This window comes from Thermomonas brevis (genome assembly GCF_014395425.1).
GTDB classification, from domain to species: domain Bacteria; phylum Pseudomonadota; class Gammaproteobacteria; order Xanthomonadales; family Xanthomonadaceae; genus Thermomonas; species Thermomonas brevis.
The window spans coordinates 901254-925081 of the sequence record NZ_CP060711.1 but is presented as its reverse complement, the minus strand read 5'-3'; the positions used below and the strand labels follow the sequence as shown (position 1 = coordinate 925081).

At 69.2% G+C, this 23828-nt stretch carries 20 protein-coding genes and 1 pseudogene; 14 read left to right on the top strand and 7 right to left on the bottom strand.

The window, feature by feature from the left end; genetic code table 11:
- Positions 1–13: 13 nt before the first annotated feature.
- Both H9L17_RS04260 and yhbY read right to left on the bottom strand, forming a co-directional pair.
- Positions 14–385, bottom strand: a complete 372-nt coding sequence (locus H9L17_RS04260; RefSeq protein ID WP_187571121.1) for an Mth938-like domain-containing protein — start codon at positions 383–385, stop codon at positions 14–16.
- Positions 386–391: 6 nt separating this feature from the next.
- A complete protein-coding gene (yhbY, locus tag H9L17_RS04255; protein ID WP_187571120.1) occupies positions 392–697 on the bottom strand; it encodes a ribosome assembly RNA-binding protein YhbY in 306 nt (101 codons plus the stop codon).
- Positions 698–815: 118 nt separating this feature from the next.
- On the opposite strand from yhbY, the gene rlmE reads away from it, so the two are divergent.
- The 11 genes from rlmE (at position 816) to H9L17_RS04200 (ending at position 12588) form a co-directional block, all read left to right on the top strand.
- Positions 816–1469, top strand: a complete 654-nt coding sequence (gene rlmE, locus H9L17_RS04250) for a 23S rRNA (uridine(2552)-2'-O)-methyltransferase RlmE (RefSeq protein ID WP_187571119.1) — start codon at positions 816–818, stop codon at positions 1467–1469.
- A 19-nt stretch (positions 1470–1488) separates the two neighbouring features.
- On the top strand, positions 1489–3390 hold the full coding sequence (gene ftsH / locus H9L17_RS04245; protein WP_187571118.1) for an ATP-dependent zinc metalloprotease FtsH: 1902 nt from the start codon (positions 1489–1491) through the stop codon (positions 3388–3390).
- A 67-nt stretch (positions 3391–3457) separates the two neighbouring features.
- A complete protein-coding gene (folP, locus tag H9L17_RS04240) occupies positions 3458–4354 on the top strand; it encodes a dihydropteroate synthase (RefSeq protein ID WP_187571117.1) in 897 nt (298 codons plus the stop codon).
- A 245-nt stretch (positions 4355–4599) separates the two neighbouring features.
- Positions 4600–6036 carry an amino acid permease gene (locus H9L17_RS04235; protein ID WP_187571116.1) on the top strand — a complete coding sequence of 479 codons (1437 nt, stop codon included), beginning with the start codon at positions 4600–4602 and terminating at the stop codon, positions 6034–6036.
- Between the two features lie 11 nt (positions 6037–6047).
- A complete protein-coding gene (gene miaA, locus H9L17_RS04230) occupies positions 6048–7118 on the top strand; it encodes a tRNA (adenosine(37)-N6)-dimethylallyltransferase MiaA (RefSeq protein ID WP_187571115.1) in 1071 nt (356 codons plus the stop codon).
- A gap of 142 nt (positions 7119–7260) precedes the next feature.
- Positions 7261–7530 carry an RNA chaperone Hfq gene (gene hfq / locus H9L17_RS04225; protein WP_187571114.1) on the top strand — a complete coding sequence of 90 codons (270 nt, stop codon included), beginning with the start codon at positions 7261–7263 and terminating at the stop codon, positions 7528–7530.
- Between the two features lie 66 nt (positions 7531–7596).
- Positions 7597–8943 (top strand): ribosome rescue GTPase HflX, encoded by a 1347-nt coding sequence (hflX, locus tag H9L17_RS04220; protein ID WP_187571847.1) that lies wholly within the window; start codon positions 7597–7599, stop codon positions 8941–8943.
- Between the two features lie 41 nt (positions 8944–8984).
- The gene (gene hflK / locus H9L17_RS04215) at positions 8985–10055 is read left to right on the top strand and encodes an FtsH protease activity modulator HflK (RefSeq protein WP_343044065.1); all 1071 of its coding nucleotides are present in this window, start codon (positions 8985–8987) and stop codon (positions 10053–10055) included.
- Positions 10052–10915 carry a protease modulator HflC gene (gene hflC, locus H9L17_RS04210; protein WP_187571112.1) on the top strand — a complete coding sequence of 288 codons (864 nt, stop codon included), beginning with the start codon at positions 10052–10054 and terminating at the stop codon, positions 10913–10915. Before hflK ends, hflC begins: the two co-directional genes overlap by 4 nt.
- Positions 10916–10918: 3 nt before the next feature.
- On the top strand, positions 10919–11107 hold the full coding sequence (locus tag H9L17_RS04205; protein ID WP_187571111.1) for a DUF2065 domain-containing protein: 189 nt from the start codon (positions 10919–10921) through the stop codon (positions 11105–11107).
- 188 nt (positions 11108–11295) lie between these two features.
- A complete protein-coding gene (locus tag H9L17_RS04200) occupies positions 11296–12588 on the top strand; it encodes an adenylosuccinate synthase (protein WP_187571110.1) in 1293 nt (430 codons plus the stop codon).
- A gap of 73 nt (positions 12589–12661) precedes the next feature.
- Here the strand turns inward: H9L17_RS04200 and H9L17_RS04195 are convergent, their stop codons facing one another.
- The 4 genes from H9L17_RS04195 to H9L17_RS04180 are packed head-to-tail and all read right to left on the bottom strand — an operon-like array spanning position 12662 to position 15831.
- A complete protein-coding gene (locus tag H9L17_RS04195; RefSeq protein ID WP_187571109.1) occupies positions 12662–13828 on the bottom strand; it encodes an acyltransferase family protein in 1167 nt (388 codons plus the stop codon).
- 10 nt (positions 13829–13838) lie between these two features.
- Complete coding sequence (locus tag H9L17_RS04190) at positions 13839–14525, bottom strand: ABC-2 transporter permease (RefSeq protein WP_187571108.1); 687 nt, start codon at positions 14523–14525, stop codon at positions 13839–13841.
- Complete coding sequence (locus H9L17_RS04185) at positions 14522–15406, bottom strand: ABC transporter ATP-binding protein (RefSeq protein ID WP_187571107.1); 885 nt, start codon at positions 15404–15406, stop codon at positions 14522–14524. The genes H9L17_RS04190 and H9L17_RS04185 overlap by 4 nt, the downstream gene beginning before the upstream one ends.
- Complete coding sequence (locus tag H9L17_RS04180) at positions 15403–15831, bottom strand: GntR family transcriptional regulator (RefSeq protein WP_187571106.1); 429 nt, start codon at positions 15829–15831, stop codon at positions 15403–15405. The genes H9L17_RS04185 and H9L17_RS04180 overlap by 4 nt, the downstream gene beginning before the upstream one ends.
- A gap of 101 nt (positions 15832–15932) precedes the next feature.
- Here H9L17_RS04180 and trhA point away from each other — a divergent pair.
- The 3 genes and pseudogenes from trhA to H9L17_RS04165 all read left to right on the top strand — a co-directional run bounded on the left by trhA (position 15933) and on the right by H9L17_RS04165 (position 20805).
- Positions 15933–16585: pseudogene (gene trhA, locus H9L17_RS04175) on the top strand (PAQR family membrane homeostasis protein TrhA).
- A 207-nt stretch (positions 16586–16792) separates the two neighbouring features.
- Positions 16793–19453 carry a M1 family metallopeptidase gene (locus H9L17_RS04170; protein WP_187571105.1) on the top strand — a complete coding sequence of 887 codons (2661 nt, stop codon included), beginning with the start codon at positions 16793–16795 and terminating at the stop codon, positions 19451–19453.
- 134 nt (positions 19454–19587) lie between these two features.
- The gene (locus tag H9L17_RS04165; protein WP_187571104.1) at positions 19588–20805 is read left to right on the top strand and encodes an NAD(P)/FAD-dependent oxidoreductase; all 1218 of its coding nucleotides are present in this window, start codon (positions 19588–19590) and stop codon (positions 20803–20805) included.
- 65 nt (positions 20806–20870) lie between these two features.
- Here H9L17_RS04165 and gcvP read toward each other — a convergent pair whose 3' ends face one another.
- Positions 20871–23804 carry an aminomethyl-transferring glycine dehydrogenase gene (gene gcvP, locus H9L17_RS04160; protein ID WP_187571103.1) on the bottom strand — a complete coding sequence of 978 codons (2934 nt, stop codon included), beginning with the start codon at positions 23802–23804 and terminating at the stop codon, positions 20871–20873.
- Between the last annotated feature and the right edge of the window lie 24 nt (positions 23805–23828).

Genomic DNA, 23828 nt, shown 5'->3' with positions numbered 1-23828 from the left:
CAGCCGGCCACGGTCAGGGAAACAGGAACCCGGCCACCACCCGCCGGCCTTCCCCGGCCAGCACCGCGTAGGTGCGCGCGGCGGCGGCGTTGGTCATCGCTTCCAGGCCGATCCCGCGCCGCAGGCAGGCGGCCATGACCGCAGCCGGCGGGAACGCCTGCGTCGCGCCGGTGCCCAGCACGACCAGCTCCGGTTCCAGCGCCAGCAGGGCGTCCAGGTCGGACGCCGCCATCGCGCGGGCGTCGCACACCGGCCAGTCCTCGACCAGCGCATCGGGGGCGATGATGAAGCTCGACGCCAGCCGGCGCTCGTTGACCAGCGCGCCTTCGCCGTCCGCACCGCGCAGGAAGTACCGGTAGTCCGGGCGTTCGAGGCTCAGCTGCATGGGCGGTCAGGAGCGCGGCAGCACGATCTGCCGTTTCTCCTTCGCCGGCCGGTAGAGCACGGCGGTATGGCCGATGCGCTGCACAAGCACGGCGTCGGTGCGCTCGGCGAGGTCGACGATCATGGCGTCGCGCAGCTCCCGGTCCTCGGCCGCCACCTTCACCTTGATCAGCTCGTGGTGCTCCAGCGCCAGATCCACCTCGGCCACCAGCGCGTCGGTGATGCCCTTGCCACCGACCTGCAGCATCGCCTTGAGGTCGTGCGCCTGCCCGCGCAGGAAGCGGATCTGGGCGTTGGTCAGGGCGATGGGCATGCGGCACGCGGCGGAATAATCAGGGGTGCGCAGGGTATCATGCGGGCGATGGAGGCCGCCCGCGGGCGGCCTCCGGCCCCCACCGCAACCCTCCCGCGCCGGGAGGGAGACGAGACGCATGGCGACCCGCAGCAAATCCAGCCAGCGCTGGCTCAAGGAACACTTTTCCGACCCCTACGTGAAGAAGGCGCAGGCGGAAGGGATGCGTTCGCGCGCCGCCTACAAGCTGGAGGAACTGGTCGAGCGCGACCGCCTGCTCAAGCCGGGCATGGTGGTGGTGGACCTCGGCGCGGCGCCGGGCGGCTGGTCGCAATGGATCCGCCAGGAGCTGGACCGGCTGTCGCCGAACAGGCCCGGCCGGGTCATCGCCAGCGACATCCTGGAGATGCCCTCGCTGGCCGGCGTCGAGTTCCTTCATGGCGACTTCAGGGACGATGCCGTCCTATCGAGGCTGCTGGAGCTGCTGAACGGGGAACAGGTCGACCTTGTCTTGTCCGACATGGCCCCCAATAAGAGCGGTGTGGATGCGGTGGACCAGCCGCGCGCGATGCACCTGTCCGAACTGGCGATGGATTTCGCCGACGGCCAGCTGCGGACCGGCGGCACGTTCCTGATCAAGCTGTTCCAGGGAACGGGATTCGACGCCTACGTGCGGGAACTGCGGCGGCGCTATGCCAAGGTGGTGATCCGCAAGCCGGCGGCCTCCCGCCAGCGGTCGCCGGAAGTGTACGCGCTGGCGACCGGCAAACTGGCGCAGATGAAGCAAGCGTAAGGAACCCTCAGAGAACGACATGAACGATCTTGCGAAAAACCTGCTGCTCTGGGTGGTGGTCGCCGCCGTGCTGATGGTGGTGTTCCAGAGCTTTTCGCCGAAGCTGGCCGCCGGCCAGGACGTGGTCTATTCGCAGTTCGTGCAGGACGTCGAAGCCGACCGCATCCGGACGGTGGACATCGCCAGCAACGAGCGCACGATCAGCTTCGTGCGCACCAACGGCGAGAAGGGCACCACCACCGCGCCGGTGCGCGACAAGGACCTGATCAACGACCTGATCGAGCACAAGGTCGAGATCAAGCAGGCCCCGCCGGAGTCCGGTTTCTCGTTCGTGTCGCTGGTGCTGAACTTCCTGCCGGTGCTGCTGATCATCGGCTTCTGGCTGTTCATGATGCGGCAGATGCAGGGCGGCGGCGGAAGCAAGGGCGCGATGTCGTTCGGCCGCTCGCGCGCCAAGCTGCTGTCCGACGATCAGGTGAAGGTGACCTTCGCCGACGTCGCCGGCTGCGACGAGGCCAAGGAGGACGTGGCCGAGCTGGTCGAGTTCCTGCGCGATCCCTCGCGCTTCCAGAAGCTGGGCGGCAAGATCCCGCGCGGCGTGCTGATGGTCGGCCCGCCGGGCACCGGCAAGACCCTGCTGGCGAAGGCCATCGCCGGCGAAGCCAAGGTGCCGTTCTTCTCGATCTCCGGTTCCGATTTCGTCGAGATGTTCGTCGGCGTCGGCGCCTCGCGCGTGCGCGACATGTTCGAGCAGGCCAAGAAGCATGCGCCCTGCATCATCTTCATCGACGAGATCGACGCGGTCGGCCGCCACCGCGGCGCCGGCCTGGGCGGCGGCCACGACGAGCGCGAGCAGACCCTCAACCAGTTGCTGGTCGAGATGGACGGCTTCGAGGGCGGCGAGGGCGTGATCGTGATCGCCGCGACCAACCGCCCCGACGTGCTCGACCCGGCGCTGCTGCGCCCGGGCCGCTTCGACCGCCAGGTGGTCGTGGGCCTGCCCGACGTCAAGGGCCGCGAGCAGATTCTCAAGGTGCACATGCGCAAGCTGCCGCTGGCCGACGACGTCGAGCCGATGACCATCGCGCGCGGCACGCCGGGCTTCTCCGGCGCCGATCTCGCCAACCTCTGCAACGAGGCGGCGCTGTTCGCCGCGCGCGAGAACGCGAAGGAAGTCCGCATGGACCACTTCGACAAGGCGCGCGACAAGATCCTGATGGGCGCCGAGCGCCGCTCGATGGCGATGAGCGAGCAGGAGAAGACCCTGACCGCCTACCACGAGGCCGGCCACGCCATCGTCGGCCGGCTGGTGCCGGAGCACGACCCGGTCTACAAGGTCACGATTATTCCCAGAGGAAGAGCTTTGGGCGTGACCATGTACCTGCCGGAAGGCGACAAGTACAGCTACAACAAGATCGCCATCGAATCGCAGCTCGCCTCGCTGTACGGCGGCCGCGTGGCCGAGGAGCTGATCTTCGGCGCCGACAAGGTGACCACGGGCGCCTCCAACGACATCGAGCGCGCGACCAAGATGGCGCGCAACATGGTGACCAAGTGGGGCCTGTCCGAACTCGGCCCGATCACCTTCGGCGAGGAGGAGGACGAGGTGTTCCTGGGCCGCAGCGTGACCCAGCACAAGAACGTCTCCGACGACACCGCGCGCAGGATCGACGACGTGGTGCGCGGCATCCTCGACCGCGCCTACGCGCGCACCACCCAGATCCTGACCGAGAACATCGACAAGCTGCACACGATGGCGAAGGCGCTGCTGGAGTACGAAACCATCGATGTGCCGCAGATCGACGCGATCATGGACGGCCGCGACGTGCCGCCGCCGATGGGCTGGAACAAGTCCGGCGGCAGCCGCACCGACGCCGCGCCGCCGGCCGCGCCGATCGGCGGACCGGCCGCGCAGACCTGACCGCGCTTGCCGCGAAACCACGAAAAGGCCAGAGTCCGCTCTGGCCTTTTTCGTTGGCGCTCTCCCGATGTTCGACACCTCCCCGCAGCTCGACTGCAACGGCCGCATCCTCCGGCTCGACCGCCCGCGGGTGATGGGCATCGTCAACGTCACCCCGGATTCGTTCTCCGACGGTGGCGCGCATTTCGACGCCGAAGCGGCCATCGCGCACGGCTTGAAGCTGGCGGAGGAGGGCGCGGACATCCTCGACGTCGGCGGCGAATCCACGCGGCCCGGCGCGCAGGCGGTTTCCGCCGAGGAGGAACTGCGCCGGGTGATCCCCGTCATCGAACGGTTGGCAAAGGACGCCGCGCTGCCGATCAGCATCGACACCAGCAAGCCCGAGGTCATGCGCGCGGCGATCGAAGCCGGCGCCGGCATGGTCAACGACGTGTACGGCCTGCGCCGCGAAGGCGCTCTGGACGCGGCGGCGGCGCTGGGCGTGCCGGTGGTGCTGATGCACATGCTGGGTGAACCGCGCTCGATGCAGGACGCGCCGGAGTACGACGACGTGGTCGGCGAGGTGCACCGCTTCCTCGCCGAGCGCATCTTCGCCGCCGAGATGGCCGGCATCGCGAAGAAAAACATCCTGATCGATCCCGGCTTCGGCTTCGGCAAGACCACCGCGCACAACCTGCAACTGCTGGCGCAGCTGCGGCGCTTCACCGAGCTCGGCGTGCCGGTGCTGGCGGGGCTGTCGCGCAAGCGCAGCATCGGCGAGCTGACCGGCCGCAGCGACCCGCGCGAACGCGCGGCGGGCTCGGTGGCCGCGCATCTCATCGCCGCGCAGAACGGCGCGATGCTGCTGCGCGTGCACGACGTGGCGGCGACGGTGGATGCGCTGAAGGTGTGGAACGCCGTGGCGGCGGTGCCGGCGCCGCGCAAGGACGCGGGCAAGCCCACCATCGTCTGGCCCGACGACTAGGGCATGTCGTCCTTGACGACACTCTGCCCCCTCCCTTTCGCGTGGCGAAGGGGAGGGTTGGGGCGGGGTGCTTTTCAGCGCTATCGGATCACGGCTTCAAAGAGCTACCCCCTCCCGACCTCCCCCTTGCGCTGCGCGTAAAGGGAAGGAGCCAAAAGCGGTGGCCCGCCGGCGATGGAAAAGGAACCACCCTTCCATCCGATGGCTACACTGTTCCCTTCCAACTCACCGATGCGGGGATCCCCATGCAGGCATGGCTGCGGCGCAAGGACATCGACCAGGTCACCGTCCACGAGGAGGGCCGGCGGCTGGTGCCCACGCTGGGCTGGCCGCACCTGATCGCGCTGGGGATCGGCGCCATCGTCGGCACCGGCATCTACACCCTGATCGGCGTCGGTGCGGACAAGGCAGGGCCGGCGGTGCTGCTCTCGTTCGTGATCGCCGGGCTGGTCTGCGCCTGCGCGGCGCTGGCCTATGCCGAGCTGTCCACGATGATGCCGGCCGCCGGCAGCGCCTACACCTACAGCTACGCGGTGCTGGGCGAGACGCTGGCGTGGATCGTCGGCTGGAGCCTGATCCTGGAATACACGCTGGTGGTCAGCACGGTGGCGGTTGGCTGGTCCGGCTACTTCACCGGCTTCCTGCAATGGCTGCAGCAGCAGACCGGCTGGCAGGTGACCCTGCCCGCCGCGCTCGCCGCCGGGCCGCATGCGGGCGGAATCCTCAACCTGCCGGCGATCGGCATCACCTTCCTCGTCGCCGGCGCGTTGATCGTCGGCACCCGCGAGAGCGCCACCGTCAACGCGGTGCTGGTGGTGTTCAAGCTGATCGCGCTGGCGGTGTTCGTGGCGGTGGCGCTGCCTGCGTTCGATGCGAACAACCTGCAGCCGTTCATGCCCTACGGCTTCTCCAAGACGCTGGGCCCGGACGGCGTGGAGCGCGGAGTGATGGCGGCGGCGGCGATCATCTTCTTCGCCTTCTACGGCTTCGATGCCATTTCCACCGCGGCCGAGGAAACCAAGAATCCGGGCCGCGACCTGTCGATCGGCATCGTCGGTTCGATGGTCGGCTGCACGCTGATCTACCTGGTGGTCGCGCTGGCGGCGGTCGGGGCGATGAGCTTCAGCGTGTTCGGCAAGAGCGCCGAGCCGCTGGCGCTGATCATGCGCGAGCTTGGCCACGGCACTGCGGCATTGGCCATCGGCGTGGTCGCGATCATCGCGCTGCCGACTGTGCTGCTGGCGTTCTTCTACGGCCAGAGCCGCATCTTCTTCGTGATGTCGCGCGACGGCCTGCTGCCGCGCAACCTGTCGAAGGTGGGCAAGCGCGGCACGCCGGTGGCGATCACCGTGTTCACCGCGCTGGTCACCGCCTCGCTGGCCGGCGTCGCCCGCCTCGACGAGATCGCCGCGCTGGCGAACGCCGGCACCCTGATCGCCTTCGTCGCGGTGGCCGCGTGCCTGCTGGTGCTGCGCAAGCGCGACCCGGACCGGCCGCGCGTGTTCCGCACGCCGATGGCCTGGCTGGTGGGGCCGCTGGCGATCCTCGGCTGCGCCTACCTGTTCTGGAGCCTGCCGGCCCGCACCCAGCTGTGGTGCCTGCTGTGGAACGCGTTCGGCCTGCTGGTCTACGTGGTCTATGCGCGCCGCAATAGCCTGCTGGCAAAGGGGCGCGACGCCTGAGCGCGGGCGCCATGACGAGGAGCGCCGACCCGCGCCCATGCGCGATCGCGTTGATGGGCCCGACCGCCTCGGGCAAGAGCGCGTATGCCATCGAACTGGCGCGGCGCTACGGCGGCGAGATCGTCAGCGTCGATTCGGCGCTGGTGTATCGCGGCCTGGACATCGGTGCGGCCAAGCCGACGCGTGAGGAACAGGCGCAGGCGCCGCACCACCTGATCGACCTGCGCGCGCCGTGGCAGCCGTATTCGGCGGCGGACTTCGCGGCGGACGCGCAGCGCGCCATCGACGGCATCGTCGCGCGCGGCCGGCTGCCGATCCTGGCCGGCGGCACCGGCCTGTATTTCCGCGCGCTGCTCGAGGGCCTGTCCGACATGCCTGAGGCCGACGAGACGATGCGCGCCGCGATCGCCTCGGAAGCGCAGGAGCGCGGCTGGGCGGCGCTGCACGCGGAGCTGGCGCAGATCGATCCCGACGCGGCGGCGCGCATCCACGCCACCGACGCGCAGCGCATCCAGCGCGCGCTGGAAGTGTTCCGGCTGAGCGGCCGGCCGATCAGCGACTGGCAGCGCGGCGCGCGCGGCCGGCGCCTGCCGCTGAAGGTATTGAAGCTGGCGTTGGCGCCGCCGCAGCGGGCGACCTTGCACCAGCGCATCGAACGCCGCTTCGACGCGATGCTCGAGGCCGGCTTCCTCGACGAAGTGCGCGCCCTGCGCGCGCTGCCCGAACTGGCCTCGCATCCGCGTCCGCTCGACCTGCCGGCGCTGCGCGCGGTGGGTTACCGGCAGGCATGGGAGTATCTGGATGCGACCGAAAGCCCCTCTCCCGCCGGAAGAGGGGTTGAAGTGAGGGTACGGGCGGGCGATGAATCTCAAGTTGTTCCGACCCCTCATCCGGCGCTGCGTGCCACCTTCTCCCAAAGTGAGAAGGAAACGCAGTTCCGCGAACGCGCCATCGCCGCCACCCGCCAGCTCGCCAAGCGCCAGTACACCTGGCTGCGCGGCGAGCTGGACGCGCGCTGGTTCGATCCGCTGTCGCAGCGCGGCGCGCTGGACGCGGCGGTGGCGGGCTTCCTCGGCGCGTGACCGGCGGCGGCATGCCCCGCTGCCGCCGCTCCTGCGTTAACATCGGGCGGCGCCCTCCGCGATGGACGGGCGCGGGGCCGGGGAACGCCACGGCGGACGGCCCACGAATACAAACAACAACGCACGACAGCACGGGGAATCCATGACGAAGTCGCAGTCCTTGCAGGACCCATTCCTGAACGCCTTGCGCCGCGAGCGCGTGCCGGTCTCCATCTACCTGGTCAACGGCATCAAGCTGCAGGGCACCGTCGAATCCTTCGACCAGTTCGTGATCCTGCTGCGCAATACCGTCAGCCAGATGGTCTACAAGCACGCGATCTCCACCGTGGTGCCGGCGCGCAACGTGCGCCTGGGCGGCGCGGCGCAGGACGGCGCCGAGGCTGGCGAACCGGCGGCGGCCGAGGCCGACTGACACGGCCGGGCCGCGGGCTTGCAATCGCGGGCCGGCGCCCGCATCTGGAGTCCGATGCCAAGCCAATTGTTCGAACGCTCGCGCGGCGGCGAAAACGCCCTGCTGATCCAGCCCCACGCCGGCGGCCCGCCGGCCGAGGGCGTGCTGGAGGAATTCGGCGAACTCGCCCGTTCCGCCGGCGCCACCGTGGCCGCCGTGCTGACCGCGAAGATCGACAAGCCGAACCCGTCCACCCTGATCGGCAGCGGCAAGCTGGAGGAAGTGAAGGCCGCCTGCGAGGCGACCGGCGCCGACCTGGTGCTGGTCAACCACGCGCTGTCGCCGGTGCAGGAACGCAACCTGGAGCGCGCGCTGGAGCGCCGGGTGGTGGATCGCACCGGCCTGATCCTCGACATCTTCTCCCAGCGCGCGCGCAGCTCCGAGGGCAAGCTGCAGGTTGAGCTGGCCCAGCTCAAGCACATGGCGACGCGGCTGGTGCGCGGCTGGACCCACCTGGAGCGCCAGCGCGGCGGCTCCATCGGCCTGCGCGGCCCCGGCGAAACCCAGCTGGAAACCGACCGCCGCCTGCTGCAGAAGCGCATGGAAATGCTGCAGAAGCGGTTGGAGAAGGTCGAGGTGCAGCACACCCAGATGCGCCGCGCGCGGGTGCGCAGCGAGCTGCCGCGGGTCGCGCTGGTCGGCTACACCAACGCCGGCAAATCCACCCTGTTCAACGCGCTGACCGGCGCCGACGCCTACGCCGCCGACCAGCTGTTCGCCACCCTCGACCCGACCGTGCGCCGGATCGCCCTGAGCGGCAACGAACGCTCGAAGGGCGACGTGGTGCTGGCCGATACCGTCGGCTTCGTCCGCGACCTGCCGCACGAACTGGTTGCCGCGTTCCGCTCGACGTTGAGCGAAGCGCGCGAGGCCGACCTGCTGCTGCACGTCATCGACGCCGACGACCCGCTGCGCGACGAGCGCATGGCGCAGGTGGACGCCGTGCTGCACGAGATCGGCGCCGGCGACCTCCCGCAGCTGCGGGTGTTCAACAAGATCGACCGCATCGACGGCGCGACGCCGCGCATCGACGGCGACGAGGAACAGCGCAGCGCGGTCTGGCTGTCGGCGCGCGACGGACTGGGCTTGGACCTGCTGCGCGAGGCGCTGCGCGACCGCCTGGGCCTGCGCCGCATCGCCGGCGGCATCGACCTGCCCACCGACGCCGGCCGCCTGCGCGCGCGCCTGCACGCCTTGGGCGCGGTGCGCGACGAGCGCCACGAGGCCGACGGTTGGCGCCTCGACATCGACCTGTCGCTGGCCGACGCCGCGCGGCTGGCAGCGCAGCCCGACGGCGCGCCGCTGCGCGCGCTGCTGCCGGCCGAGGCGCCGGAGATTCACGAAGATCGCTTCCCGGTAGAATCCGACGCATGACCACGAAGAACAGCGGCCCGCGCGGGCCACGAGCGGCCTGGATGGCCTGGAACCGGCCAGGCGGCAGCGCCGGAAAGTCCTCGGGCGGCGGCTTCGGCTCGCTGCTGGACAAGCTGCCGGACTTCGGCGGCGGTGGCGGCCCGCTGCGCTGGGTGGGCCTGGCGTTCGCGCTGTGGCTGGCCTTCAACTGCTTCGTGCTGGTCGCCGAGCAGGAACGCGGCGTGGTGCTGCGCTTCGGCCAGGTCGCGCGGGTGATGCAGCCCGGCCCGAACCTGAAGCTGCCGTGGCCGCTGGAGCGCGTGATCAAGGTCAACGCCACCCAGATCAAGAACTACGAGGACCGCGTGCCGGTGCTGACCCGCGACGAGAACATCGTCGAGGTCGCGGTGAACGTGCAGTACAAGGTCGCCGATCCCAAGCTGTACCTGTTCGGCACCCGCAACGGCGATGAAGTGCTGAAGCAGGCCGCGCTGAGCACCGTGCGCGAGCAGGTCGGCCGCTCCGACCTCGACACCGTGCTGGGCGCGCGCGAGCAACTGGCGGTGTCGGCGCGCGAGCGCCTGCAGAAGTCGCTGGAGGCGTACCGCACCGGCCTGGTCGTGACCGAACTCAACCTGCCCGACGCGCGTCCGCCGCAGCAGGTCAAGCCGGCGTTCGACGACGTCAACAGCGCCCAGCAGGACAAGGAAAGGCTGATTTCCGAATCCCGCGCCTACGCCGCCAAGATCGTGCCCGAGGCGCGCGGCCAGGCGGCGCGCGTGCGCACCGTCGCGGAAGGCTACAAGACCGCCGAGATCGCCCGTGCGACCGGCGACGCCGAGCGCTTCACCCTGCTGGTGCAGCAGTACAAGAACGCGCCCGACGTGACCCGCAAGCGGCTGTGGCTGGAAACCGTGCAGGACGTGCTGGCGCGCAACCGCAAGATCGTCGGCGGCGACGGCCGCCAGCTGATCTGGGCGCCGCTGGACGGCGCGTCGAAGCCGGCGATGCCGACCGCACCGGCCGCGCTGCCGGATCTGGTTTCGCCCACGGTGGAAGCCACGGCGCCGGAGGCGTCGGCACGCCCGGGCCGCAGCGGACGCCCGACGGGCCGCGAGGAGGTGGTGCGATGAGGTTCCCCGCATGGATGGCGGCGGTGGTCGCCGCGCTGGTGCTGCTGATGGGCTCGGTGTTCGTGGTCAACGAGGGCCACACCGCCATCGTCCTGAACCTGGGCCGCGTGTCGCGCGTGGACATCGGCCCCGGCCTGCACTTCAAGCTGCCGCTGATCGAAAGCGCGCGCATTTTCGACCGCCGCCTGCAGGTGCTGCCGGCCGAGCCGGAGCGCTACCTGACCTCCGAGCGCAAGGACGTCAGCGTGGACTTCTTCGCGATCGGCCAGATCCAGGACGCCCGCGCGTTCTACCGCGCCACCGGCGGTGATGAGGGCGCGGCGGTGGATCGCCTGGCCCCGATCATCAAGGACGCGCTGCGCAACGAGATCAACTCGCGCACGCTGCAGCAGGCGGTGTCGGGCGACCGCACCGAGATCGTCAAGAGCCAGCTCGACGTGATCAACCGCGGCGCCGCCACGCTGGGCGTGCGCATTCTCGACCTGCGCATCAAGCAGCTCGACCTGCCCACCGACAGCCGCGTCATCGACGACGTCTACAACCGCATGCGCGCCCAGCGCCAGCAGGTGGCCAGCCGCCTGCGCGCCGAGGGCGAGGAGCAGGCCAACGAGATCCGCGCCGGCGCCGACCGCGACCAGCAGGTGATCATCGCCGAGGCCGAGCGCGACGCGCAGAAGCTGCGCGGCGAAGGCGACGCCGAGGCCGCGCGCATCTATGCCGAGGCGGCCAACCGCGACCCGGGCTTCTACGCCTTCCAGCGCAGCTTGGAGGCATACCGCAAGGCGTTCTCCGGCAACGACAGCGTGATCGTGCTGGAGCGCAACGATCCCTTCCTGCAATACATGCGCAGCGACCGCTGACCGATGTCGGACCTGTGGTCGGCGCTGTGCCTGGTGGCGGTGGTCGAGGGCCTGTTCCTGTTCGCCGCGCCGGGCGCGTGGAAGCGCGCGGTCGAGCAGATGCTGTCCATGCCGGACGAGCACGTCCGCCGCATCGGCGGGATCGTGCTGGCGCTGGGGCTGGTGTCGCTGTGGCTGGTGCGGGGCGGCTGAACGCGGCGGTCGCGACACGGGGCCGAAGCGGGTAGAATGCGCAAAAGCCGGGGCTCGCCTCGGCTTTTTCCGTGTCTGGAGCCGGTCCGGCCCGAATCGCCCCGATGGCGGTTCGACCGCGGCGGGCGGCGTTCCGGACGCACCCATCCAGCGGCCCCGATGGCCGCCAGAAACTCAGGAGTGTGGCCATGGGCCAGTCGGTCGTGGTGTTGGGCGCCCAGTGGGGCGACGAGGGCAAGGGCAAGATCGTCGATCTGCTCACCGAGGACATCGGCGCGGTGGTGCGCTTCCAGGGCGGTCACAACGCCGGCCATACGCTGGTCATCAACGGCAAGAAGACGGTGCTGCACCTGATCCCGTCCGGCATCCTGCGCGACGACGCGCTGTGCCTGATCGGCAACGGCGTGGTGATCTCGCCGGCCGCGCTGCGCAAGGAGATCGAGGAACTGGAAGCGGCGGGCGTGGAAGTGCGCAGCCGGCTGAAGATCTCCCCGGCCGCGCCGCTGATCATGCCGTACCACATCGCGCTGGATCAGGCCCGCGAGAAGGCCGCCGGCGGCAAGGCCATCGGCACCACCGGCCGCGGCATCGGCCCGGCCTACGAGGACAAGGTGGCGCGCCGCGGCATCCGCATCGCCGACCTGCACTATCCGGAGGCGCTGGCCGAGAAGCTGCGCACTGCGCTGGACTACCACAACTTCGTGCTGACCCAGTACCTCGGCGTCGAAGCGGTGGACTTCCAGCAGACGCTCGACGAGGCGCTGGCCTTCGGCGAGTACGTCGATCCGATGAAGTCGGACGTGGCGGGCATCTGCCACGAGCTGCGCAAGCAGGGCAAGCGCGTGCTGTTCGAGGGCGCGCAGGGCGCGCTACTGGACATCGACCACGGCACCTATCCCTACGTGACCTCGTCGAACACCACCGTCGGCGGCGCGTTGGCCGGCACCGGCGTGGGCGCGGACGCGATCGACTACGTGCTCGGCATCGCCAAGGCGTACGCGACGCGCGTCGGCGGCGGCCCGTTCCCGACCGAACTGGACGACGAAGTGGGCCAGGGCATCCGCGACCGCGGTGCCGAATACGGTGCCTCCACCGGCCGCCCGCGTCGCTGCGGCTGGATGGACATCGTGGCGCTCAAGCGCGCGGTGGCGATCAACGGCATCAGCGGGCTGTGCATCACCAAGCTCGACGTGCTCGACGGCATGGAGAAGCTGAAGGTCTGCATCGCCTACGAATACCGCGGCAAGCGCAGCGAATACGCGCCGCTGGACGCCCAGGGCTGGGAAGAGTGCACGCCGGTCTACCTGGAGTTCCCGGGTTGGAGCGAGAACACCCATGGCATCACCGAGTGGGACAGGCTGCCGCCGGCGGCGCGCGCCTACCTGCGCGCGCTGGAGGAACTGGCGGGCTGCCCGATCAGTATTGTCAGCACCGGCCCCGACCGCGAGCACACGATGGTGCTGCGCGATCCGTTCGCCTGAGGCGAACGCAGGTGCGAAAAGAAGAAACCCCGCCGATGCGGGGTTTCTTTTTGGTTGTCCGCGATGAATGTTCCTATGCGGCTTTCGCCACGTCGCGAGGCGATTGCGGTATCGCCCTCTTGCCGTTGAGCAGCCTGCCGATCGGGGTATGCCGCACCAGCAGCTGGTAGCTGGCGAACGACAGCGCCAGCGTGACGGCCGTGGAGAGCGCGAACTTCGCCATCCAGTGCAGCGGCAGGTCCAGCAGCCGGTACTGGATCGCGAACAGCAGCGGCAGGTGCACCAGGTAGGTCCAGTACGAAGCGTCGGCGAGCCAGCGCATCGCCGCGCTGCGCCTGTCCAGCCAGCGCCTGCCGGCGAGCAGGCACCACAGGATCATCCAGAAGCCCGCGCACGCTTCCAGCAGGGCGTGCAGGAGGTGCTGCGAAGAAGACGCGGTGCGCGCGTTGGCGAAGCCGTCGGTCAGCCAGAACAGCGCCGCATAGGCCGCGATCGCGCCGCCCAGCAATAGCGGCGACAGCGGACGCAGGCGGTCGAGCAGGTCGCCGCGCTGGAACGCCTGGTAGCCCAGCGCGAAATACGCGCCGAAGAACGCCAGCGCCCACAGCGACGGAACGAAGAACTCCGGCGCCGGCCACGGCACGCCGGTACCGGCCAGCGCCGGTGCCAGCAACACGGGCGTCGCCAATGCCAGCGCGAGCGGGGGCAGCGATGCGATCCACGCGCCGATGCGCCGCAGTTCGAGCGCGGACGCGACCCAGACCAGCACCGTGAACAGCAGCAGGTAGAACAGGAACCACAGATGCGCCCACCCCGGCATGGACGGCAGCGCGCCATGTGCGTCGATGTAGCTGCGGATCCAGGCCAGCGCCGGCGATGGGTGCGCGACGGTGGCGGCGGCGTGCGCGGTCAGCCATTCCATGCTGGCGACGACCAACGGCAGGAACAGCAGCAGCGGCAACAGCACGCGCGCGCAACGGTTGCGGAACAGGCCAGCCATGCCGCGACGCGCCACCAGCAGCGCCGCGAAGTAGCCCGCGACGACGAAGAACAGCGGCATCCGGAACATGTGCAGGAACCAGGCGAGCGCATCGACGACGACCGATCTCCCGGCATCGGCCGCCGGCCAGATGGGATGCATCAAGGGGCTGTAGGCGAGCGCCGCGTGGAACACCACGCCCGCCAGCATCGCCAGCGCGCGCAGGTTGTCCATCGAGTGAATGCGCTCGCCGGACTGCATCGCCGCGGCCTCAGAGGAACGAGGTCTTGCGCGCATGCACCCAGCCGGCGGCGAGGATGGCGATGCCGATCACCGCCAGTTCGCCGCCGATCAGCCACAGCACCTGCGGACTCCAGACGATGACATCGCCCTGCAGGTGCTCGCGGATGCCATCCATCCAGGTGACCCAGTAGATGAAGGGTCCGATCAGGGTCATCAGCGCCAGCATCGCGAATGCGTTCCAGCCATCCGAGTCCACCGCGATCGCCACGCACAGCGAGACGACGAAATTCACCAGCACGAACAGCGCGATCAGCAGCACCCACGGCACGGCTCCGTCGGGACTCGGCGTGCCCAGGATCAGGGCCAACATGCCGCCGGTGACGAGCAGGAACGGCACCAGGTAGATCGCCAGGTTGGCCAGCAGCTTGCCCCAGAACACATCCATCGGCGTCACTGGCAGGCTCATCACGAAGGGCTGGGTCTGCTCCTTGCGTTCGGCCATGATCAAGGACCCGATCGCGAAGGTGCCCACCACGATCAGCAGCACCAGCAGCAACAGCCCGCCGGCTGCCGACAGGAGCGGCGACCCCATGCCGACCAGCCCGAGCGCGAACAGCAGGCCGGCGACATACCCGGCAAGCTGCTTGCGGTACACCTGCCAATCCTTGACGACCAGCTTGCGGACCATCGCCGCATCGGATGCGAGCCAGTTCATGCGTCGTTGCTCCCGCGGACGGTGGTGACGAAGATGTCTTCCAGCGGCATCGGCTCGACCGATTCCACGGCCAGCCCCAGCGCCTGCAGCGCGGGCAGGGTGGCGGCGTCGAACGCGCCGGTCTTCAGCTCGATCAGCGGCGCGCTGTTGCGCACCGACGCCACGCCCGGCAACTGCCGCAGCGCGTCGGTCCATTCGCCCCGGCACAGGATGCGCCGCCAGCCGTCGAGGAAGGATTCCTTGTCGCGCGAGGCGAGCACCGCGCCGCCGTGCAGGAAGGTGATCGAATCGGCGATCTGCTCGATGTCCGCGGTGTTGTGCGACGAGAACAGCACCGAGCGTTCCTCGTCGCGCAGCACCTCGGCCAGCGCGTCCAGCACTTCGCCGCGCGCGACCGGATCGAGTCCGGTGGTCGGCTCGTCCAGCAGCAACAGGCGCGGATGGCGGGCAAAGAGCAACAGCAGCAGCGCCTTGACCCGCTGGCCGTGCGAGAAGCCGCCGGTCTTCTGCTGCTCCTTCAGATCGAAGCGCTTCAGCAGGTCCTGCGCATACGCCTCGTCCCAGCCGGGATAGACGCTGCGGACGAAGTCCATGTGCCAGCGCAGCGTCTGCCCGCGGTACAGGCGCATGTCGTCCGAGGCATAGCCGATCTCGCGTTTCACCGCGACCTGCGCCTGCGGCAGGCGCTGGCCCAGCACCTCGACCTCGCCGCCATCGGCGCGGACCAGACCCATCAGCAGCCGCAGCAGGGTGGACTTGCCGGCGCCGTTGACGCCGACCAGGCCCATCACCTGGCCGGCGGGCAGTTCGAGGTCGATGTCGTGCAGGGCGAACGTGTCGTAGCGCTTGCGCACGCCTTTCAGCGCGATGGCGGGAGTCATGCCGGCGTCCTTCTGTGCGTCGGTTCGGTGGTGGATGGCGATGCGTCCTGCGGGCCGGCCAGCGCCTGGTCGATGCGGTCGACGAGGTCCTGGCGGTCCAGCCCGAGCTTTCCGGCCGCGTCCAGCAGCCCCTTCAAGTGCGTCTGGAATTCGGCGAAGGCGAGGGCGCGGGTGGCGTCCAGCGCATCCGCCACGAACGAGCCCTTGCCCTGCCGGGTGACGATCACCCCCGCACGCTCCAGCTCCAGGTAGGCGCGCTTCACCGTGATGACGCTGACCTGGCTGCCGGCGGCGAGCTCGCGGATCGAGGGCAGCGGCTCGCCGGCCTTCCACTCGCCCGCCATCACCTTGGCGACGACCTGCTCCACGATCTGGGCATACATCGGCGTGCTGGAATACGGGGAGAGGAGCAGATCGGCGCGCATGTCGCCTCGTGAATAGTGTGTATAGTGAATATACACAGATATTCAGTCCGGTCAACAGGGCACGCATGCGATACGCCCATACCGGCTGGTATGCTGCTGCGATGCAGCACGCCCTCCACGGACGCAACCTCGTCCCGCACCCCGGCGAAGAACTGGCCAACGCGCTGACCCACGGGCTCGGCGCGGCGGCGGCGCTGGCCGGGGCGCGGTGCTCATCACCCTGGTGGCGATCTACGGCGACGGCTGGCAGCTGGCCGGCGCGATCGTGTTCGGCGTCGCCCTGCTGCTGCTCTACACCGCCTCGACGCTGTACCACGCGATCTCGCATCCGGTCGTCAAGGGCCGGTTGAAGGTGTTCGACCACTGCGCGATCTACCTGCTGATCGCCGGCACCTACACGCCGTTCACCCTGGTCGGCCTGCGCGGTTCCGCCGGCTGGTGGCTGTTCGCCACGATCTGGACGCTGGCGCTGGCTGGAGTGGTGTTCAAGCTGTTCTATACCGGCCGGTTCAAGCGGATCTCGACGCTGATCTACATCGGCATGGGCTGGCTGATCGTCTTCGCGATCAAGCCCATGCTGCATGCGCTCTCGACCGCCTCGCTGCTGTGGCTGCTGGCCGGCGGCGTGGCCTACACGCTGGGCACGGTCTTCTACATGCGCCCGCAGATGCGCTGGTCGCACGCGATCTGGCACGGTTTCGTGATCGCCGGCAGCGTCTGCCATTACGCGGCGGTGATGCTGCATCTGCTTTGAAGGGAGACGTCGCCTTCCAGGAGCGTTTTTGACGCGGATCGACGCGGATAGCACCTGATTCAATGACTTTGATCCGCGTCTTTCCGCGTTGATCCGCGTCGAAAACGCCTTCCCGGCGTGCAATCGGCATGACTTCCGGCGGTGTGCGGCGGTCACGGCAGGCGGGATGATCGGGCCCCTGTGCCCATCATTTTCCCGAGGACTTCCATGCGCCGCATCCTGACAACCGCCATCGCGCTGGCCCTGACCGGCGCCGGCAGCGCCGCGTACGCGCAAGCCGCCGCGCCCGCGCCCGCCGCGGCGCAGGCGTCCGTCACCACCCAGCTGCCGCGCAGCGTGCGCCCGACCAACTACGACATCGAGATCGTGCCGCACGCCGAGAAGATGACGTTCGACGGCAAGGTGCGCATCAACGTCGACGTGCTCGAACCCACCAATGCGATCACGCTGAACGCGGTCGACATGACCTTCGCCAACGTCCGGCTGGGCCGCGCCAACGGCAAGAGCCTGGCGCCGAAGACCGGCATCGACGCCGAGGCGCAGACCGCCACCTTCACCTTCGACCAGCCGCTGCCGGTCGGCAGCTACGTCCTGTCGATGGACTACACCGGCAAGATCGGCACCCAGGCCAACGGCCTGTTCGCGCTGGACTACGCCACGCCGGAAGGCAAGAAGCGCGCGCTGTACACCCAGTTCGAGAATTCCGACGCGCGCAAGTTCGTGCCGTCGTGGGACGAGCCGAACTACAAGGCTACCTTCAACCTGGTCGCCACCGTGCCGGCCGCGCAGATGGCGGTGAGCAACATGCCGGTGGCGCAGAGCAGCGACCTGCCGGGCGGCCAGCGCCTGGTGCGTTTCGCGACCTCGCCGAAGATGTCCACCTACCTGCTGTTCTTCGGCCTGGGCGAATTCGAGCGCGCCACGATGAAGACCGAGGGCGGCACCGAGGTGGGCGTGATCACGCCCAAGGGCAAGGTCGACCAGGCCAAGCTCGGCCTCGAGGCCAGCCGCGACACGCTCAAGGAATACAACGAGTACTTCGGCGTGCCGTATCCGCTGCCGAAGCTGGACAACATCGCGGCGCCGGGCCGCAGCCAGTTCTTCAGCGCGATGGAGAACTGGGGCGCGATCTTCACCTTCGAGAACACCCTGCTGCTCGACCCCAGCATCGCCACCGTCGGCGACCAGCAGCGCATCTTCGGCGTGGCCGCGCACGAGATCGCCCACCAGTGGTTCGGCGACCTGGTGACGATGCAGTGGTGGGACGACCTGTGGTTGAACGAAGGCTTCGCCTCGTGGATGGCCGACCGCACCACCGACAAGCTGCACCCGGAATGGGACCCGGACCGCGTGGGCGCGGTCTACACCAGCCGCGGCGCGATGGGCCGCGACAGCATCGCCACCACCCACCCGGTGGTGCAGCACGTGGCCACCGTGGAGCAGGCCAGCCAGGCGTTCGACGGCATCACCTACGGCAAGGGCTCGGCGGTGATCAACATGCTGGAGGACTACATCGGCGCCGACGCGTGGCGCGACGGTGTGCGCAACTACATGAAGAAGCACGCCTACTCCAACACCGCCACCGATGACCTGTGGGCGGAGATGGAACAGGTGGCGCCGGGCAAGCAGTTCGTGCAGGTCGCGCACGACTTCACCCTGCAGCCGGGCATCCCGCTGATCAAGGTGGACGCGAAGTGCGAAGCCGGCAAGACGCAGGTGTCGCTGCAGCAGGGCGAATTCACCGTCGACCGCCCCGACAAGCAGCCGCTGCGCTGGCGCGTGCCGGTCGCGCTGCAGAGCGTCGGCGGCAAGCCGGTGAAGGTGCTGGTGGACGGCAGCGCCAGCGTCGAGCTGCCGGGCTGCGGCGCGCCGGTGCTGGTCAACGCCGGCCAGAAGGGCTACTACCGCGTGCAGTACGCGCCGGCGCAGTTCAAGGCGCTGGCCGGCAACTTCGGCAAGCTCGCCACGGTCGACCAGCTCGGCGTGATGATGGATGTGGGCGCGCTGTCCGCCGTGGGCCTGCAGCCGGTGGCCGATTCGCTGGACCTCACCACGCAGGTGCCGCTGGATGCTTCGCCGGACGTGTGGCAGAACGTGGCCGGCACGCTGGGCGGCATGGTCGGCGTCTTCGGCGACGACGAGAAGGCCGCGGCGCCGGCCAAGCGCTATGCGCTCTCGCGCCTGTCGCCGGTGTTCAAGAAGCTGGGCTGGGAGAACCAGCCGAACGATTCGTCCACCACCAAGCAGCTGCGCACGGCGCTGATCGCCCAGCTCAGCAGCCTGGGCGACAAGGACGTGCTGGCCGAGGCGCGCCGCCGCTTTGAAGCCAGCGCCACCGATCCGAAGGCGCTGCCGGCCGACCTGCGCCGCACGGTGTTGGGCATCGTCGCCTACAACGCCGACGCCGCCACCTGGGACAAGCTGCACGCGATGGCGAAGGCGGAAACCTCGTCGATGATCCGCGACCAGTACTACGGCCTGCTCGCCATCACCAAGGACAAGGCGCTGGCGCAGCGGGCGCTGGACATGGCCCTGACCGATGAGCCCGGCGCGACCAACAGTGCCTCGATGATCAGCCGCGTCGCCTACGAGCATCCGGACATGGCGTTCGACTTCGCCGTGGCGCACCGCGAGCAGGTGGACAAGCTGGTCGACACCACATCGATCTCGCGCTACTACCCGGGCCTGGGCGGCGGTTCCGACAAGCCGGAGATGGTGCAGAAGCTGAAGGATTTCGCCGACAAGCACATCGCCCCGACCTCGCGCCGCGACACCGAGACCGCGATCGCCGGCATCCAGACCCGGATCAAGCTCACCGCCGCCCGCCGGCCGCAGATCGAGGCCTGGTTGAAGCAGCACGGCAAGTAAGGCGCCGCGTCGAACGATGGAAAAGACGGGCCTCGCGATTGCGGGGCCCGTTCTTTTTGCGGGCGGGAGTGACCCCTCACCGGCGACACCGGAGCGTTCACGCCGCCGTTAGCGGCGGCATGCGATCAAGCGCCATGGACCTCAAGAGCGGTTATCCGTGGTGGGCGGTGCGCAACGGGCTGATGCACGCGTTTCCGCGCGCGCAGGCCGATTTGCGCTGCGACGTGGCCATCGTCGGCGGCGGCATCACCGGCGCGCTGATCGCGCGCGAATTCGCGGCGCACGGTCACGACATCGCGGTGATCGAACAGCGCGACATCGCCTGGGGCAGCACCGCCGCCAGCACCGCGCTGCTGCAATACGAGATCGACACCCATCTGGTCGATCTGGCGAAGCGGCTGGGCGAGGCCGACGCGCTGCTGGCCTATCGCAGCTGCGTGGCCGCCGTGGAGGCGCTGGAAGCGCTGCTGGCGCGGCTGGGCGACGTCGGCTTCCGCAGGTCGGACAGCCTGTACTTCGCCAGCCGGCGCCGCGACCGGCGCGGGTTGCTGCGGGAGTGCGAGGCCCGCGCCCGCCACGGCTTCGACGTGGAATGGCTGGAGCGCATCGACGTGCGCGAGCGCTACGGCTTCGACGCCCACGCCGCCATCCTGACCCGACCCGCGGCGGGCGTGGACCCGTACCGGTTCGCGATGCGTCTGTTGCAGCGGCTGGAGAAGGACGGCGCGCGCGTGTTCGACCGCACCCGCGTGGAGGCCATCGAGCCGCGCTCGCGCGACGTGCTGCTGCGCACCGACGGCGGCGCGCGGGTGATGGCGAAGCACGTCGTGCTGGCCGCCGGCTACGCCACCCAGCGCTGGCTGCCGGTGCGCGTCGCGCGCAATCGCAGCAGCTACGCGGCGATCAGCGATCCGCTGGACGCCGGCGCGCTGGACGCGTTCCGCGACACCATGGTCTGGGAAACCGCGCGCCCCTATCTGTACTTCCGCATCACGCCCGACAACCGGCTGCTGGTCGGCGGCGAGGACGACGCCGTGGACCTGCCCGCGCGCCGCGACCGCCGCGTGCCGAAGAAGGCGGCGAAGCTGCTGGACCGCATCCGGTCGATGTTTCCCGATGCCGCCATCGTGCCGGCGTTCTCGTGGGCGGGCACGTTCGCGGAAACCGAGGACGGCCTGCCGTTCTTCGGCCCGCACCGCGCCACCGGCCCGCGCGTGCACCACGCGATGGCCTACGGCGGCAACGGCATTACCTATTCGATGCTCGGTGCCGACCTGCTGCGGGCGCGGGTGGAGCGCCGCCGGCATCCGCTGGCCAACCTGTTCTCGTTCGAGCGGGTCGGCGCGGCCTGAGCCTGCCGGCGAAAGGAAAAGGCCCCGCGATGCGGGGCCTTTGTTCCTGCATGACCGGGCCTGACTCAGACCGCCAGCGGCTCGCTGAAGGCTTCCGGCTCGTCCTTGAAATCGCCGATCGGCACGCAGGTGCAGAACACGTTCTTGTCGCCATGCACGTTGTCCACGCGCGCGACCGGCGGCCAGTACTTGACCTGCTTGAGCACGGGCAGCGGGAAAGCGGCCAGCTCGCGCGGGTAGGCGTGCGGCCACTCGCTGGCGGAGACCTGCACCGCCGTGTGCGGGGCGTGCTTGAGCGGGTTGTCGGTGCGGTCGAGCTTGCCGTCGATCACGTCCTGGATCTCGGCGCGGATCTGGATCATCGCGTCGATGAAGCGGTCGAGTTCGTGCTGCGATTCGCTCTCGGTCGGCTCCACCATCAGCGTGCCGGCGACCGGGAAGCTCAGCGTCGGCGCGTGGAAACCGAAGTCGATCAGGCGTTTCGCAACGTCCTCGGCGCTGATGCCGGACAGCTTTTCCAGCGGGCGCAGATCGAGGATGCACTCGTGCGCCACCAAGCCGTTGCGGCCCGTATAAAGCGTCGGGTAGTGCGGGGCCAGACGCTTCGCAATGTAGTTGGCGTTGAGCATCGCCACCTGGGTCGCCTTGCGCAGGCCGTCGCGGCCCATCATCGCGATGTACATCCAGCTGATCGGCAGGATCGAGGCGCTGCCGAAGCTCGCCGCCGACACCATCGCGCCGCCGCCGGTGCCTTCCGTGCGCACGCCGTCGTCGCCGAACGCCTTGGGCAGGAACGGCGCGAGGTGCGACTTCACTGCGCACGGGCCGACGCCGGGACCGCCGCCGCCGTGCGGGATGCAGAAGGTCTTGTGCAGGTTGAGGTGCGAAACGTCCGAACCCCACTTGCCGGGCTTGGCGAGGCCGACCAGCGCGTTCATGTTGGCGCCGTCGGTATAGACCTGACCGCCGTGCTTGTGGACGATCCCGCAGATCTCCACCACGTCCTCCTCGAACACGCCGTGCGTGGACGGGTAGGTCATCATGATCGCGGCGAGGTTGGCCGAATGCTTCTCGGCCTGCGCGCGGATGTCCTCGACGTCGACGTTGCCGTTGGCGTCGCACTTCGTGACTACGACCTTCATGCCGCACATCTGCGCCGAGGCCGGGTTGGTGCCGTGCGCCGATTCGGGGATCAGGCAGATGTTGCGATGCGCTTCGCCGCGCGATGCGTGGTACGCGCGGATCGCCAGCAGGCCCGCGTATTCGCCCTGCGCGCCGGAGTTGGGCTGCAGGCTCACCGCATCGTAGCCGGTGGCTTCCACCAGCATGGCTTCGAGGCCGGCGATCAGTTCCTTGTAGCCCTGCGCTTGCTCGGCGGGCACGAACGGATGCAGATTGCCGAACTCCGGCCAGGTCACCGGGATCATCTCGGCGGTGGCGTTGAGCTTCATCGTGCACGAGCCCAGCGGGATCATGGTGCGATCCATCGCCAGATCCTTGTCGGCCAGCGTGCGCAGGTAGCGCAGCAGTTCGTGTTCGCTGTGGTGGGTGTTGAACACCGGGTGGGTGAGGAAGGCGCTCTTGCGCTCCAGTTCCGTCGGGATCAGCGAGGGCGCGGTGGCGTCCAGCGCGTCGATCGACGGCAGCGTCGCGTCGTCGCCGCCGAAGATGCGCCACAGCAGTTCGAGGTCGGCGCGTGTGGTGGTTTCGTCGAGCGAAATGCAGATCGAGCCGTTGCCGCGCACGCGCAGGTTGGCACCGTGCGCGCGGGCGCGCTCAAGCAGCGCGGCGGACTTGTCGCCGGCGTCGATGCACAGCGTATCGAACGCGGTCGCATGCACCGCGGCGAAGCCCAGTTCGTGCAGGCCGGCCTTGAGGATCGCGGCATAGCGGGCGACGCGTCGGGCGATCCGCTTCAGGCCGTCGGGGCCGTGGTACACGGCGTACATCGCCGCCATCACCGCCAGCAGCACCTGCGCGGTGCAGATGTTGGAGGTGGCCTTCTCGCGGCGGATGTGCTGCTCGCGGGTCTGCAGGGTGAGGCGGTAGGCGGGGTTGCCGTCGGCGTCGATGGACACGCCGATCAGGCGGCCCGGCATCGAACGCTTGTAGGCGTCGCGGCAGGCCATGAATGCGGCATGCGGGCCGCCGAAGCCGAACGGCACGCCGAAGCGCTGGCTGTTGCCGATCACGATGTCCGCGCCCATATCGCCCGGCGACTTCAGCAGGGTCAGCGCCAGCAGGTCGGTGGCGACGACGAACAGTGCGCCGTGGGCGTGGATGGCCTCGGCGTCCTTGTCCCATTCGGCGATCCAGCCGCTGGACGCCGGATACGACACCAGCACGCCGAAGTAGTCGCCCTTCGCGACGGCCGCGTGGAAGGCGTCGGCGGAGCGCACGATTTCGACGTTCAGGCCCAGCGGCTCGGCGCGCGTCTGCAGCACTTCCAGCGTCTGCGGATGGGTGTCGCCGGAGACGAGGAAGGTGTTGGACTTCGACTTCGCCGAACGCTTTGCCAGCGTCATCGCTTCCGCCGCCGCGCTGGCTTCGTCCAGCAGCGAGGCGTTGGCGATGTCCATGCCGGTGAGGTCGGCCACCATCGTCTGGAAGTTGATCAGCGCTTCCATGCGGCCCTGCGAGATCTCCGCCTGGTACGGCGTGTAGGCGGTGTACCAGGCCGGGTTCTCGAGGATGTTGCGCAGGATGACGTTCGGCGTGTGGGTGCCGTAATAGCCCTGGCCGATGAAGCTGCGCAGCACCTGGTTCTTGTCGGCGATGGCGCGGATCTTCGCCAGCGCGTCCACCTCGGTCATCGATTCCGGCAGCGCCAGCGGCGTGGCGGACTTGATCGACGCCGGGACGATGGCGTCGGTGAACGCTTCCAGCGAATCGTGGCCGACCACCTTCAGCATCGCCGCGATCTCGGCGTCGTTGGGGCCGATGTGGCGTTCGATGAAGGCGTCGTGGTGTTCGAGGGAGCGGAGGGACGGTTGGGTCATGGCGGCATCCGAAGCGCGGCAGCG